The following is a 15069-nucleotide window of genomic DNA, read 5'->3' on the forward strand; positions in this document are numbered from 1 at the left end:
TTTTTATTTTATTAATTCCAACACCTTTCCAGCACTGGTTTCCCAACTGAATTTATTCGATATTTTGTAATCAATCTCCTTCTTGTCCAATATTAATCCTGCTTCTATACCCTTTAAAATTGATTCTACTTTTTTTGGATCAACAAATATAACCGATCCCCCCGTAATTTCTCTAAACACAGGAATATCTGAAACTACGCACCCTATATTCTTGCTCATAGCCTCAATAACAGGGATTCCAAATCCTTCATAAAGACTTGGGAAAACAAAAAGTTCTGCATTTTCATAATAAGCGGATAATTTTTCATCCGAAATATTCTTTAAAAATTTCACTCTCTTTCCATAGTCAAAATCCTTATTTTCCAAACTTTGAGAAAAATGCTTGATTTCATTCCCTATGACAAATAACTTAATGGATTTATTCTCTAGTAAAGAAAATGCCTCTAAGAGGCGCTGATAATTTTTTCTGGGATGATGAGAAGATACTGTCAATATATATCTGTCCTTATTGGGAAGAGGTTGTCCCTTTGCCTTAAACACATCGGAAAGTCCATTATAAACAACCGTGATTTTCTCGGACGGAATATCCAGCTCTTGAATAAGCTCTTTTTTGGCAGATTCACTAACCGTTATAACATGAAGGCATTTTTTAGCAATTTTAGGGACTAAAAAATTATATAGGGCAGAAAAACTTTTTGAAAAGGTTTCCCTATAATACTTAAATGCCATATCATGAATAGAGACTATTTGATTATTATAAAATAATGGGCCAGTATACCCAAAAGATATCAACAATGGCTTCTTTTTCCTAATTAAATATAGGTACAAATCTATTTGTTCCCATATATGACTTTTATTGAATCCTATAACCTCAGCATCCAACTCTTTGGACAAATCTAAGTGAATTACACCTGGGTGGGTAACAAAATGGACTTTGTTTGGAAGCTTTTTTTTAAGAATCCTGGAAATCTCAACAGCGAATCTTTGAACTCCAGTAATAGGCTGAGTAAGAAACCGGGCATTAATTACAATCATCTACAAGCTTCTTAGGGTTAAACAAGAATAAAGAATTGAAAAAGGAAAAGAATATAAGCCCGTCCGAACGCACCAATACATTTTCAGTTAAGCAAATTATTGCCACAATAATTAAAAAGTAAAAATGTTGGTTCTCCTTTCTTTCAACAGAAATCTTCAATTGTATAGATAGGGATGTAAGAAACAGCAGTAATCCCAAAAGTCCAGCAGTAAGCAAAAAAAATAAATACTGACTGTGTGTGTTATAAGTAGTCCAACCATATATCTTAGCGCCCAATTCATCTCTGTAACAATCGTTCAATTTATCCTGGGCATCACCCAATCCAACACCTAAAAGAGCATTCTCCTTAATTATTTTTAGAGAACAAAAGTAGACCCCGTTCCTCACATTTGTAGAATTATACGTTTCAATATCATTGCCTGAACTAGGAAGGGCAAACTTTGTTCGAAACACCTCATCCACTCTTAACTTCACGGTTGTAAAGCTCAAATAGCTTCCAAGGGCAACAAAAATAGAAGCTCCTAAAATTATAACGTAGGTTTTTGTTTTAAACTTGGTGAAAATAAATAGTGTAATAAAGCCTCCTGATAAAATAGCCAAAATTGGCATTCTGGTGGACATAAGCAACAACCAAAAAAAAAGTATGCAAGCTAGAACAAGCATAGTAACATTTTTGATTTTTTTATGTTTATTGAAGTTAAAAAAAACAGATCTAATTAGGTAAAAAAAAGCAAATGCTATCCATAAACCTTGATAGGTTGTGTGTGTGTTCACTAAGCCGGTGGCATAACTGCGAAACCTTCTAAGCTTAATTCTATTTGTCATTTCAACATCAATAACTTCATATCCGTCTAAATTGTTTCGTTGTATTTCCAAGGGGCTTAAATTTCCCAACAAAAAATCTAAATTATAAAGCGATTTAACTATTTGATAAATAACTAAAAGCACAACAGAAGTACAAAAAACCATTATTATATTATCCCGAACCTTCCTATCAAATTTATTTGAGTTGAGAGAAAAAATAAGCGGATAAATCAATAAAGAGGACATTTGGACCAGCTTATTAAATCCTTCAACTATGTTCTCAGAATAAAAAAGAGTAAGAGGCAAATAAACAAAGGCGAAAATACTTATAAGAAAAAGCTTTTTGTTTTGATTTATCCCCAGGGCGTTCTTTTTTCTTTCCCTCAGGTAAGCATCCAACCCAATTAAGCACCAAACAGCAGTAATTATACTTCTAGCCCCATATGGCAATAAAGGGAACAAAGCCAACAAATAAGTTACATATATAAAACTTATGTCCGTGTACTTCTTATTAATTGGTAAAATACTAGTAATCATGTCCTAATGTTAGTTTCTTTTTTTATAAAAAGAAGAGGGAAAAGCACTAGAAATGGAATACTTTGAGTAATAGTTACAAAGAAAGCAGCACACAGAAAAGAGATTAGAATTATTTTCATTCTTTGGTTATCAGCGGCTTTTTCTTTCATAAAAAGAATTATCAATACTATTCCTATTATTCCTGTTGAGACAAGCATTAAAAGCCAATAGCTATCGAGCGTAGAAACAAAACCATCTCCTCTAACCGCTCCACCAACTTTTCCTATTGCTCCACCAATAAACAAGTTGAACTTTACATTCAAATCGTTTATCCAATGGTCAAATCTAGCCATAATTGATTTAAGAGACAGCAATTTAAAGTTGTAAAATGGAATGGCAATTAGAAAAATCAAAGGAATTAAATAGGGTAGTATGACCTCAAGTTTAAACAGGTTTTTCTTTTTGAGGAAAAACCGAAACACGAAAAACACCAGCAAAACCAGGTAGACACTTCTTACAAAAGTTAGGAGAACCAATAATAAAGGAAATAGCTTTTTCCGCTTATAAATTTCATCTTCTCTAAATAAAAAATAGCTTAGCAGTCCAAAATGCCCAACGGCAGCCGTCTCTCCTATTAATGCTGGGCTTCTCCAAAAAACATAAAAATTGCTTATTTTGAATTTATATTCACTATCAATTGGCCATATAAACCTGCCGGTAACTAGCTTCATATATTCTTCAGGGCCATAAACATAGGTCAATAAAATAAATAGCAAATTCCCTAAGACCAAAATATATAGGAGGCCAAGTATTTTTCTCCACAAACGCAACGGAATACTGGTTTGTCCATATAAAAAAATTAGCAGAAAAATTAGAATAACTTCTCTAAAAGTGAACAAAAAACTTGAAGAATCGGAAACATTGAGCACCAAAATAAAAATGCATATGGTAAAATATAAAAAAAGAAGTAGATCTATTCCTGAATATTTAAACTTGCCCCCATTTGCAAACTTCAATAAATAATAAATAATGACAACCAAAATTCCAATAGGATGTAAAAAGGACTTTAATTCCCAATCCCCCAAAAGTTTGAAAAGGTTAAATGTTATAATTCCCTGAGTGGAAACAACTTGAAGCAATATACCAAAGAAGAGTATGTTGGATAGTTTATATTGCATCGCTATCCATTTAAGGCTCGGGTGAAAAGGTCAATATATTTTCCTACTGATGTTTCGATAGAAAATTGCTTTAGATCAATTTTATCAAAACTGAATTCATTTAAAGTCTTAGGGCTTACAATTACTTTTTTCAGTATTTGAGTCAATTCTTCCCTATTGGGCTGAAACATAAAACTTTTGTTTTCTGCCCCCAACAACTCTGGTATTCCACCCCTATTGCTTCCCAAAATTGGTTTTTCATTAATCAACCCTTCGAGTATGACTCTTCCAAAGGGTTCTTCCCAAATGGAAGGGACTACAAGAACATCTATCTGTGGGAAAAAATCCTTAGGTTTTACAAACCCGTGGAAAACTACCTTCCCTTTTAGAAGTTTTGAACTTAATTCTTTTTTATAATTATCATTGATTTTTCCCGCTACATGTAGCACCCAATTACGATTACTCTTAAGAGCTGAAAAACTTTCCACCAATAATTCAAGACCTTTAGATTGATTTATTTGTCCAATAAAGCCAAAATTGACCTTATCTTTTTCTTCAAATTGTGTATTCCCTGTTTTTCTCCGTGGAATCATAAATCCATTATAAATTACTTGCTTCTTGGAACTTAAAAAATACCCTTTGGAAATATGGTCATTCAATATATACTTGCTTATTCCTATTAAACCATGAACTTTTTGAGAGGCCTTTTTCTTTTTAATTGATAAAAGATTGCATTCCAAACACTGTTTTGTGCACAAATTCCTTCCCTTAAACCTTGTAGTACGGGGGCATTGTAAATAATAATCCCTTAGCGTATGTACCACTTTAATGTTTCTACCATGGGCTATATCCCATATAGCCACAGAAAAACCCGCTAAATTATTGGTGTGAACTATGTGGGGCTTAAATTCTAAAAATATTTTATTTACGTCTTCTTGGTATCTTTTGTTGTAAACATCTTCCCAATGCCATTTTAGTTTTGTAAGTGTGGAAGAAGGTTCCTCATTGAAGGGCCAAAAAACATTTTGCAATTTCAATCGCCAAACTACTATTCCATTGACCATTGTTTTTTCCTTATTTTCTCCAAGAGTAACCACCCCAACTTTAATACCATTATCCAAAAGATTTTCAGCCAAATCCTGAACCGAAATCTCTGCTCCTCCTATTTTATAGGGTGTATATAGTGTGTTGAAAATTAGGACTCTCAATTGAATAGTTTTACTTCCTTTAAAAACTTTCTTATATCAGATTTTAAAAATAAAAAGTACAGAAACAGTACCAGTGCAAAAATTAATGTTTTAGTCAAGAAAAGATACCTATCAAAAACAGTTATAAAACCTATCAATGAGATTACAAAGAAACCAAGGGGCATAAATAGCATATATTTTACTGGATAAGTAATCTTAACATATCTACCATATAAAAAGCTTAGTGATATCGACAAAAGGAATTTGCTAATAAAGGTAGCTATTGCCGCTCCTAAAATACCATAAATTGGAATAAGCGCAATATTAAGTGCAATATTCGTTAAAGCGGCAGAAATAGTTGCTACAGGAATAATTCTATTTCCTCGACCCTTTATATCATAAAACAAAGCACCAACAAAAAAATAATATACCCCATGGTATACAAAAGCAAAAGCAATAAACGGTATTACCCTCCATGCACTATGATATATTTGAGGGGTTATCAGCATTATGACCTCTTTGCCAAAAAAAGACAGACTCAACGCAATGACACAATAAAAAAGAATCAATGATTTGGCAATTTTTGGTATTTCGGTCTTTTTATTTTCTTTAATTTTCTGATTAAACCATGGGACAAATGCTTGATTGATGCCAGAAGCGATCAGAAAAACAATTGCCCCGAAATTATTACCTATACTATAAATACCTACTAAGGATGTAGTGAGTAGCTTGTTTATTAAAATTCGATCTATTAGGGCTGTGGCTACGCCAGCAATGGTATGTGGTATTAAAGGAAATGCATATTTAATTGATTTCAAAAGTAGATCCCAATCTATTCCAAATGTGAATTCCCTTCTAAAACCAAATAGTGAGTATATAAAAAAGATAATATTGGTCACCGCCAATGATCCAAGGACGCCTTTAGCCCCCATATCAAAGACAATTACGCTCAATAGCAACAAAGAGATGTTCAAAATAAAAAAACCCATATTGTTTTTGCCATACCGGATTCCTTCTTGTTTTGCCTGTAGAGAGTTTTGATAAATTGTATAGCAAGGATTGAACATCACGGATACCAAACCTAGCAACATGTATGGGAAAAATTCAATGTCCGCCAAAAAAGGCTGAAGTAGCCACTTTCGCCCTATGAACAAGATTAAAGAAATTAAGAGACTATTGAAAAGAACAAAAGTTACAATGGTTCCAAATAATTTTTTGACCAACTCATCATTCCCCTTGAACTCATAAAAAAAACGATTCAAACTTCCGTTAAGGGCCAGTAAATAAAAAACATTTAAAAAGGTGTTCACTGCCATAACCACGGCAACAACGCCATAATCATAAGGAGTCAAATAAATGGTCAAAACAGGGATCAGGAAGAAGTTGATTCCCTTTTGCAGTAGCATAATTACACTGTAGATTGCAGAATTTTTTAATAAGCTTCCCCTACTCATTCAATACTTAAAGTTTCCTTAATAATATTAGCAGCTTTTTTAGCAGAGGTTCCATAAAAATCACTCCCTATAGCAGCGTTATAATATGCGGCCTTTTTTTGAACATTCGGTTTTTCGCATTTCAATGAGATAATCTGTCTACTTAAATCATCAATTGAGTCGAAATGGTCAATGAGGCCATTCTGGACAAATCCATAATAATCAATGAAATTATTATTGCTAAAACTATAACTCATCGAAAAGATGTTTAAAAGTACCGCTTCTAAATGGATGGAAGAGTCTGAAGCAATCAGTGCATCGATTCTGGTTAAAAACTCAAAAGAATTTTCTTTGCGGGAACTTGAAAAATTTACTTTCAGGCCTTTCACTTCTCGTTGATCTGAGGGATGTGGTCTTATTATAAACTTTAAATCAGGAAAACTCTTGGTGAGGTGGCAAATCATTTTTTTAAGTAACTCAATGTCATCCATGGCATTATAGGCTATACCTATGGACTCTAATCTATTTTCTTTGTTGGCAAGCTCGACATACTGATCAAATTTAGGCATTCCAACAAGGTATATCTTTGTGTCAGTTTTTTGAATCTTCAAATATTTCTTTTTTGAATCTTCTCCCTCCAAAAGTGCAAAATCAAAGGATAGGGGGGGGAAATATTTTGATACCGATGCATGTTGCACATAATAAGTAGGGATGTTCAACTTTTTTGCCGCCAACAACAATGCCCTTGGCATAATTTCATGGTCATTGGTAAATACAATGGCTTTAGGGCAATATTTTCTTAAAACCCTTAAGCTTTCCGGGTAGCAACCATTGACTTTAAAAAGAAGGTCATAGAATCTGATTGCTTTAACAGGATTCCTGCTCGAATAAATCATTAAATTAAGAGGGAAAAAAAATAAGTATATAAATCTGAATCTATAATTACAGTAGTAGGTCCTATAACTTGGCTTCTCCTTTATAGTGTATTTTGAAACAAAAATGGAATCCTCTACATTTTCTTGAATAGATTTTAAAGCGTTATAGTTGTTAGGGGAAATGCTTAAAAACCATATTTTGTTTTTAGGTATTTTTTTAGTGACGAATAGTCTTATAAAACTCCCAATAAAATCTGTTATAATCAGCTTTGCTTTTTTTGAATGCTCTCGAGGGGAAATTTGATTTCTTCTTTCTTCAGAAACAATATTCAAATAACCTCCAAACCAAAGTTGTAAGATATCATTCCATCTGCTACTTATTTGGTTTGAATTATCATCCATATTGATTCGTCTTATCTAAAAAAATAGATTGAGAATAATGGTAGAAAATAGTATTCTACTTATATACCTTAAAAATAATCCCCGCAGGAGACAGAAGCCCTAACGACAATAATACTTTTTGAAATACTTGTAAAATTCCTTCTATTAATATTATTGGCCAAACTAGCAATCTTATCACAATCGATTTTAAAGGTGACTTTTTTTTATCTCTTGAAAAGAATCTTTTGGTAACCGTATTACTGAACCAAGATGTACGATAATATAAAATTTCATGACTAATTCCTACATGTTTTGATTTCTCCACCAAATATTTGAAACTATCTTTGGAGAATGAATAAAGATGTCTAGGGGGGTCACAATGCCAAAATCTTTTTAAAAACCCTCTAAAAGTCATTTTAATAGAATTATATTTTAATGCAGTGAATAAGTACTTGTTTATTGAAATCATAGGATTAAAATAAGTTTCAGTATTCCCTGAATGAGGGCTTTTTATTACCAACTGACCCCCATCATTCAACAAATTCAATAAATTTTCTATAAAAGTAAACGGGGTTTTTACATGCTCAATAACATTGTCAGAAAAAATCAAATCAAATTTCTTATCACAAGACTCAATATCTTCTATTATGTTTTTGGATTGCAATCCAAAATTTTTAATAGTAAAATCTTTTGCTTCATTATCAAGGTCCTGATAATAACATTCAAAACCAAGTTCGCATGCTGCTTTATATGCTATTCCTGTACCTGCTCCAAAATCCAAGAATTTTTTCCCCAATGACCAGTCCGTTTTATTTTCCTTTAGTTGAAAAAGCCGTATCAGTTCCTTTTTTTTTCTTTTAACTTTTCTATCAATTTCATAGGCCTCCGGTTTTTGGAACATAAAGCCCTGATAAAATGACGTAAGTTCGCTATCTAAAGGCAAAGGTGCGCAAAAAGTTAAACGACAATTTTCACATCGAATTATATCATATTTTCCCCAATTAATAAGTTGCTGTGTTTTTCTTGAATTACAAGCTGGGCATACTTCCATGTTTTATTGTTTAAAATGATTAAAATTCTCCTGATTAACAATTGAGAAATCTTATCCCATTGCCCAAGAGGTAAAGCTAGTTTTTTGTTCCTATCATACCGAAAACATAATTATTAATAAATCTAATTTTAGTAAGCTGACGTATTATTATTATAAACAGTATCTCAAGCATGAAAACCACTATATAAAAGTGTTGGAGATTATCTATACCAACCCAATTTTTATATGCTGTTATAGGAAGTACATGCCAAAGATAAATGGCAAGGGAATTCACTCCAATCCAGTGGATTATTGTCACTTGAGCCATTAGGTTCAGGCGTATGACCTTCACTACAGTCAATAACAAAGAAAAATTAAATAAGAAGAAAATCACTATTTCTATACTTACACTGTTTTTAAAAAAGAGATATATAACCCCTCCAAAACAAAGAATAGAAAATAAAGTGATTCCAGAAAAAGAATAGTTCCAAAATGCCCTTCTCAACCAAATACCCAAAACAAAAAAAACATAATAATAAGGCCTAAAGGTATGTAGTATAAATCCAAAAATATGGTTTACAGTTTCTGAATCATTATAAAACTTAGGGAAATATTTTAAAATTAAGAAAATAGAAGAAATGAAGATGCCAATAATCAATTGTATCCAAATAGATGTTTTCAATTTTAGAAAAATAAGCGAAAGCAACACCCAGCTAAGAAATGCAGGAATAAACCACAAATGATAAAAAGGAAATACGAATGCCCCTAAAATTGCTTTGGATGGTGGAATTATATTCTCATAATTTACAATAGTATAACCTATGACTGCAATTGTCCATGGTAATATGATACGAAAGAAATATTTTTTAAACAATGACGCTATTGAAAAGCCAGCTAGTTTATCAACGTTGATAAGATAGCCCCCTAAACCAATAAAAAGAGGCATATGAAAACTATAAATTAAATAGCGGCCAACGTTTTCATCTAGTGAGCCTTGTAACACATGGCCGACGATTACCAGTATAATCAATAAACCCTTAAAAAAATCGATGCTTTCTAACCTTGTACCATCTCCCACTATATAGTTATTGAATATTTTTTTTATTTATTGAAGCATTATTTTCAATCAATTGCTCTATAGAAATACCGTTGTCCACCAAAATTTTTTCTATAAACTCCCTAAACACACCTTCCCCTCCTTTTTTTGTCAATTTCCATTTTACTACTTTTCTAATGTATTCAGGTGCACTTGACGGACATGCACTTAAACCCACTCTTTTCAAGACATGATAATCATTAATATCATCACCTAGATAGGCGATACTTCCCCATTCGACTCCTAATTCCTCAGCTAGTCCCCCTATTATATCCACCTTATCCTTCACCCCTAGATAGATGTGCTCCATTTTCAATTTTTCACCTCTTCTCTTTACAGAATTAGCGTTTTCTCCTGTTACTAAACCACATGGAATACCTAGCATTTTACAAAAAAGAACTCCTGCACTATCGTAAGTGTTGAATTTTTTAAATTCGTTCCCATGTTCATCATAGTACATGCCCCCATCAGTCCAAACACCATCAATATCCGTAAGAATCAATTTGGGAAGCATAGGCTAATCTTTAAGGGTATTGGGGTATATGATTTCATCTTTTGGAAGATTCTGAATTAATTTTTTGCCTAGAATCAAATCCTTATCGGTCCATTTATAGCCGTCCCCAGGGCTTAAAAGGTGAATGTCATTTTCCGATAGTATATGCCCCTTTTGCAAGGGTTTTAGCGTAGCAATAGATCTTTCCAGTTTCTCCCGGGCCGATTTGACAGAATCTTCAATAAAAATCTTTTCCTCTCCAAATGAAAGCTCCAAATTCCTTATATCTCGCATCATTCTGTAGATACCATCAATAGCTAGGGAGCCAGCTTGATCCGTGCCCTTCATTTGTCTATCCAAAGTAATATGTTTTTCTATAATCTCAGCACCCATAGCAACTGCAGCGATAGGAGTGGCAATACCCACCGTATGATCTGAGTAACCAACAACAAACCTGGGATAATTTTTCTTCAGATAGGTAATGGTTTTTAAATTAACATTTTCATACTTTGTTGGGTATTCCGAAACGCAATGCAAAATAGATATATTGGAGTGATACCGCCCAATAGTGTCTAAAGCATTGTTAAGTTCTTTCTCCCCAGCCATACCTGTTGAAAGTATTATTGGAATTTTAGTCTCTGCCATGGCGGATAACAAAGGCAAATTAGTAAGATCTCTTGAAGCTACCTTTAGTTTGTCCGGGGTAAATAGTTTTAAAAGGCTTAAGCAGCCCACCGCACATAGGGTTTCAACAAAATCCAATCCTTTTAACTTTGCATATTTATATATCTCAAAATGCTGTTGGTCATCAAGCTCTAGAAAAGATCTATGCTCTCCATAAGTAGTGCCAAAAGAATGGGAGGTGTTGTAGGGCCTACTCATTTGTGAGGCGGACAGCTCCTTATTTAAATCTCTTTTTGTCAATTTAATCGCATCCATGACCTTTAGTTTCTTTCCAAAAAGTTTGTCATGAACTGGCCTACTAACTACATCAATCATTAGTTTAGCAATATCAACAGAACCATTATGGTTTTGTCCAATTTCTCCTATTATGTAAGTCATTTACTATATTTTTTAATGTTCTTAATCATGGGTAGTTTATAAAATGGATTGCAGTCTATATGTTCAATTGTTTTGAAAATATTAGAATCCATTTCAATATACTTGCCGTATAGTTCCGAAAGGTTCTCAAAATCATCTATATCATCAATCGTAAATCTAAGGTCCTTCCTACAAAAAACCTCTGGAAAAGCATTTTTTAGATGTATTTTAAACTTTTGCGGGTGTGAGTAAATATAGTTGGTAACATGTTCTCTATATATGATGTCTTGCGTTTCTTTATGTGTTTTTTCCAATGCAGCAAGGGTGACTATTTCAGCAAACAGGCCTATGTGAGTCTTTATAACCGGGACTCCTTTGTTGTCCTTATAGCTACAATAGTCCAAAAGCTTGTTCTTATCATAAATTTCAATCAGATCGGTAATATGATCAATATCCAAAAAAGGATTGTCAGAGCATACCCTAACTATTACATCAATTTCATAAAACCTTGCCGTATCAATAAATCTTTTGAGCACATCGGATTCACTTCCTCTATAAAAATCTATTTGATGTTTAGACGCATAATTCTCAAGTATGTTATCCTCGGAATTGTTAGGTGTAGTTAATATGACTGGATACCTTTTTTTTAATTGGTCAAACTTCTCAAGTAAAATATCCAGAATTGATTTATCATCGTAAAAGGGTAATACAATTTTTTTTGGCAGCCTAGAAGACCCTAATCTGGCTTGAATAAGAATACCAATTTTATACATTTAGATAAACCCTTGGTTTATTAGGTTCTTAACCATTCATAGAACCTTATCTATAGTTTGCGAAATGAACAGTGTTATTTTTGTTTTAATCTTTGACAAAACTACGATATTTATTATCCTTTACAACTTTTGACGGAGCCTACATTTTGCTTTTTTTACTTTGTGATGCAAAGTCATGGCATCACCGTCTGCACAGTGGTAGGCCTCATAAGTTCCATATCTGAGATAATAAAACTAATAGTTTATTTAGCCAAATTGATTGTGTTGGTAAGCGGCTTATATAACCGTTTGCAGTACATAATACTTTGGTTTGAGCATTTATATAATGGTCCTCGGCTATTTCCAAAAAGCACAACTGTTCATTAAATATTGGTTCTTATAAAAATCATTGGTTCTAACTTTACTTGGATGTTTTAGCCCACCAACATGGATTAAATAGTCTAAATTTTCATATGTAATGATGAGTTTGTCCAAAAAGTTAAGTGATTTAGTTAATGCCAATAAATCTTGTAAGTTAATCAAGTATATTTCTATTGGGGACTATAAATCTATTTCCATAGCTTTCTTGTTAACATACTTAATTACAGAAAACGCAAAAAACAAACCAACTAAAAATAATGGTACAAGCACAATGCCTCTTGCAAAAAAGTCTTTTTTTACCCGTTGAGCATTTCCAAAATTAATTATGTTAATGGCTTCCTTTTGCTCCTTTAGTTCCATGGTTTTTCTCTCCGTATTATTAATAATTTGGTTTTTTAGACTAAAAAGCCCTGTAACATTCATCTTTTCATTATTGTCCAAAACAATTCGCCCATCAATGTTCTGACTGCTTTGAGCATTAAAGCTTTGAGAGTAGATATTAATTAATTCATCTATTTGTTTGACAAATAATTCATTTCTTTCAATTCTTTCCTTTGCATTTTGGTTGGAAGTAGCCACCAAGTCATTAAAATACCCATTAGAGTTTATATATTCCATAACCTTTTCTGCAAAGATTTTACCTTCTGAAAGGTCCTTAAATAAAAAGGTGATTCTATGGTTCAATGTGCTTTTATTAGAAAGCTCAGATTTAATAATATCCATGAATTCCGAATTGGCCTGAAATTTCTCCAAGAGTTTAAGGTATTCCAAATCCCCTTCCTTATTTTTTTCATCTTCTATGGGTTCAATAGAAATTTTAAACTCCCCTAAATTAGAGAACTCAAGCCCTATGTTTTTAAAAAAGACTGAATCTTTGGATCTAATGTTACTTTCTATTTCTGCGACCACATCATATAGATAATTCTTACTTTCCAAATTAGGTTTTACGATTACCTCAATTTTCAACTTACTTCTAGAAATCTGATTGAGTCCGTATCCCAAGCCCACACCCACAACAGCGAGGATTCCCAAAACCAATGCGTTTTTTTTTAGGTACAAAAACAGTTTCAAGAAAGATATTCCAATCTTATTAAACCCTCTCCCTATCATTTGAAACAACTGTCCCAAGTCTATTTCGTCCGAAGTGCTGTTGTTTTTTGGTTGATCCGCCATTTTATGAATTAAATATTTGTTTTAAAATCCTATCTGTAATTAAATATGTGGGTTTTACGCCTGTTGTTCCCAATCCACCTGAAGCCAAAGTGCTTCCAGTTTCCAACGGGTTATCAGAAGCGTAATAAGCATACCTCACCTTCACATCTTTTTTGATGCTTTTCCTGATTTTGGATGCTGATTGAACTGCCTTTTGGTAATGCACCCCTTCCATTTCCAGTCCAATAACATTCCAAGTGGATTCATGAAAAAATCGCAGGATATCTTTATTCTGCAATGATGTACCTAAAACAGTAACCATGGTTCCCTCTAAAACCTTTAGGCCATAGCCTTCAAAGTCCGCCGCACATAATTCGTTTTTAAAGGGGTAGTTGTCCGCTGTTCCTTCAAAAATATGGGCTGAAGGAATCATTAAATCTCCCTTGCCTCCTTCTAAAATACCCGCCTTACCCATTACCGATATGGAATCCACATTTAAAAATTTCTTCTCCTCCTCTTCTCCGCCCATTGGCTTTAAAAGCTCATCTATGGTTTCATAGGCTTGCTCCCCAAATGCATAGTCCATAACAAAGATAACGGGTTTTTCATGGTCGGAAATGTTGGTTGGGAAATCATAGCAACAGGTGTTCTTTCCAAATTTGGCTGAATCAAAAATCTGCACATCAATGTTTGCTCCAGATTCGTCATCTATGAAAATCATTCCATTATTCTCCCCTACCTTCATGACTTTTCTTCGCAATTCCTTGTTTTTGGAAGAACTTAGCGCTTCATAAATATCCAATGATTTGGAATCCGGGAATTCTTTTGCCAAAACTTTCTTCGCAAACAACGAATTCATGACACTATGCATGTTTGCGCTTATGATATGAATTGGCCTGTCCAATAATTCATGCTTGCTCAATGTTTGTTTGATCCTAGCGGCCCAACGTTCACCATGTATGTGGTGCCCTAACCTTTCTCTTAGTAAAGGACTAAATGTAATTGTTCGTTTATTCCCGGTAGTTTCTTCTTCTATGGCTAACTTTCCCAACCAAAAAATGATGTTCAAAAAGCGATCTGGTTGCGCTGTGGTGCTTAGCTTATTTTCAATTTCCACTACTTCCTCAAAAGTTCTTCCAAGGATATTTGCTACATGTATGAGCGCAACTTCCCTTTCCGACTCGTTTTTTTCTTCACTTTGTACAAACTTGGCCAGTTTGTCCCAATCCCTAATAGTAGCATTTCCTTCTTCTACAAGAACTCTTTTGCAAATCTTCCCAGATTCTATAAACAAGAATGTGAGGTGGGTAAGAATATCGTAAATATCACTGCGTCCTCTGGTAATCTCAATATTCATCTGTTCATCGTCAATGCGATAACAGTTTCTTCTTCGCTTTGGAGGAACAATTGCTTTAAGATGTGATTTGGAAAAACCTTCATCCGAGGTTAGATTGATAAATCGACACTCTTCAATCCCATCTGGCAGCCTTTCTAAGACATAGATCAGTCCATCGAGTTCGGCTTTTTGCTCTGCGACCGATCCATAGATTTCTGGTCTTAACAGAAGTAGTGCGGTACGCAAAGCATTTCCTGAAACTCCTGAAGGTTTATAAAATCCACGGTTAAGCAAATGCCGCATTGTAATATACAGCCGTTCAATTGCGTTGGTGGATTCTTGCGCTCTTGTAGTTTGTTTTACTTCGGTTGCCATCATAAGTTCTGGCAAAAATACATG

Annotated in this window: 13 protein-coding genes; all 13 read right to left on the bottom strand. The window is 33.6% G+C overall.

Annotated features, from left to right (window positions below):
- Positions 1-3: 3 nt before the first annotated feature.
- On the bottom strand, positions 4-1035 hold the full coding sequence (locus tag DKG77_RS03155) for a glycosyltransferase family 4 protein (protein ID WP_109660103.1): 1032 nt from the start codon (positions 1033-1035) through the stop codon (positions 4-6).
- Positions 1022-1699: an O-antigen ligase family protein gene (locus DKG77_RS16935; protein ID WP_165819336.1), complete on the bottom strand. Its 678-nt coding sequence runs from the start codon at positions 1697-1699 to the stop codon at positions 1022-1024. Before DKG77_RS16935 ends, DKG77_RS03155 begins: the two co-directional genes overlap by 14 nt.
- Positions 1700-2373: 674 nt before the next feature.
- On the bottom strand, positions 2374-3534 hold the full coding sequence (locus DKG77_RS03165) for a hypothetical protein (protein ID WP_109660107.1): 1161 nt from the start codon (positions 3532-3534) through the stop codon (positions 2374-2376).
- A gap of 2 nt (positions 3535-3536) precedes the next feature.
- Positions 3537-4721, bottom strand: a complete 1185-nt coding sequence (locus DKG77_RS03170; protein ID WP_109660109.1) for a glycosyltransferase family 4 protein — start codon at positions 4719-4721, stop codon at positions 3537-3539.
- Complete coding sequence (locus DKG77_RS03175; RefSeq protein WP_109660110.1) at positions 4718-6154, bottom strand: lipopolysaccharide biosynthesis protein; 1437 nt, start codon at positions 6152-6154, stop codon at positions 4718-4720. Before DKG77_RS03175 ends, DKG77_RS03170 begins: the two co-directional genes overlap by 4 nt.
- Positions 6151-7410, bottom strand: a complete 1260-nt coding sequence (locus DKG77_RS03180) for a glycosyltransferase family protein (RefSeq protein ID WP_109660112.1) — start codon at positions 7408-7410, stop codon at positions 6151-6153. The genes DKG77_RS03175 and DKG77_RS03180 overlap by 4 nt, the downstream gene beginning before the upstream one ends.
- A 55-nt stretch (positions 7411-7465) precedes the next feature.
- Positions 7466-8185 carry a class I SAM-dependent methyltransferase gene (locus DKG77_RS03185; RefSeq protein WP_243414808.1) on the bottom strand — a complete coding sequence of 240 codons (720 nt, stop codon included), beginning with the start codon at positions 8183-8185 and terminating at the stop codon, positions 7466-7468.
- A 331-nt stretch (positions 8186-8516) separates the two neighbouring features.
- Positions 8517-9497, bottom strand: coding sequence for an acyltransferase family protein (locus tag DKG77_RS03190; protein WP_165819339.1), 981 nt, complete (start codon positions 9495-9497; stop codon positions 8517-8519).
- A gap of 7 nt (positions 9498-9504) precedes the next feature.
- A complete protein-coding gene (locus DKG77_RS03195; RefSeq protein WP_109660118.1) occupies positions 9505-10029 on the bottom strand; it encodes a KdsC family phosphatase in 525 nt (174 codons plus the stop codon).
- 3 nt (positions 10030-10032) lie between these two features.
- Entirely contained in the window at positions 10033-11070 is a 1038-nt protein-coding gene (locus DKG77_RS03200) for an N-acetylneuraminate synthase family protein (RefSeq protein WP_109660120.1), read from the bottom strand.
- Positions 11067-11822, bottom strand: a complete 756-nt coding sequence (locus DKG77_RS03205) for a cytidylyltransferase domain-containing protein (protein ID WP_109660122.1) — start codon at positions 11820-11822, stop codon at positions 11067-11069. The genes DKG77_RS03200 and DKG77_RS03205 overlap by 4 nt, the downstream gene beginning before the upstream one ends.
- 540 nt (positions 11823-12362) lie before the next feature.
- Positions 12363-13355, bottom strand: coding sequence for a hypothetical protein (locus DKG77_RS03215; RefSeq protein ID WP_109660126.1), 993 nt, complete (start codon positions 13353-13355; stop codon positions 12363-12365).
- 1 nt (position 13356) lies between these two features.
- Entirely contained in the window at positions 13357-15048 is a 1692-nt protein-coding gene (locus tag DKG77_RS03220; protein WP_109660128.1) for a DUF6909 family protein, read from the bottom strand.
- Between the last annotated feature and the right edge of the window lie 21 nt (positions 15049-15069).

The organism is Flagellimonas aquimarina, assembly GCF_003149745.1.
GTDB classification, from domain to species: Bacteria; Bacteroidota; Bacteroidia; order Flavobacteriales; family Flavobacteriaceae; genus Flagellimonas; species Flagellimonas aquimarina.

Excerpts from the sequence above, each read along its gene's own strand:
- DKG77_RS16935 (WP_165819336.1), bottom strand. The coding sequence starts at position 1,699 with ATGCTTGTTCTAGCTTGCATACTTTTTTTTTGGTTGTTGCTTATGTCC.
- DKG77_RS03180 (WP_109660112.1), bottom strand. The coding sequence starts at position 7,410 with ATGGATGATAATTCAAACCAAATAAGTAGCAGATGGAATGATATCTTA.
- DKG77_RS03215 (WP_109660126.1), bottom strand. The coding sequence starts at position 13,355 with ATGGCGGATCAACCAAAAAACAACAGCACTTCGGACGAAATAGACTTG.
- DKG77_RS03175 (WP_109660110.1), bottom strand. The coding sequence starts at position 6,154 with ATGAGTAGGGGAAGCTTATTAAAAAATTCTGCAATCTACAGTGTAATT.
- DKG77_RS03195 (WP_109660118.1), bottom strand. The coding sequence starts at position 10,029 with ATGCTTCCCAAATTGATTCTTACGGATATTGATGGTGTTTGGACTGAT.
- DKG77_RS03155 (WP_109660103.1), bottom strand. The coding sequence starts at position 1,035 with ATGATTGTAATTAATGCCCGGTTTCTTACTCAGCCTATTACTGGAGTT.
- DKG77_RS03220 (WP_109660128.1), bottom strand. The coding sequence starts at position 15,048 with ATGATGGCAACCGAAGTAAAACAAACTACAAGAGCGCAAGAATCCACC.
- DKG77_RS03205 (WP_109660122.1), bottom strand. The coding sequence starts at position 11,822 with ATGTATAAAATTGGTATTCTTATTCAAGCCAGATTAGGGTCTTCTAGG.
- DKG77_RS03200 (WP_109660120.1), bottom strand. The coding sequence starts at position 11,070 with ATGACTTACATAATAGGAGAAATTGGACAAAACCATAATGGTTCTGTT.
- DKG77_RS03165 (WP_109660107.1), bottom strand. The coding sequence starts at position 3,534 with ATGCAATATAAACTATCCAACATACTCTTCTTTGGTATATTGCTTCAA.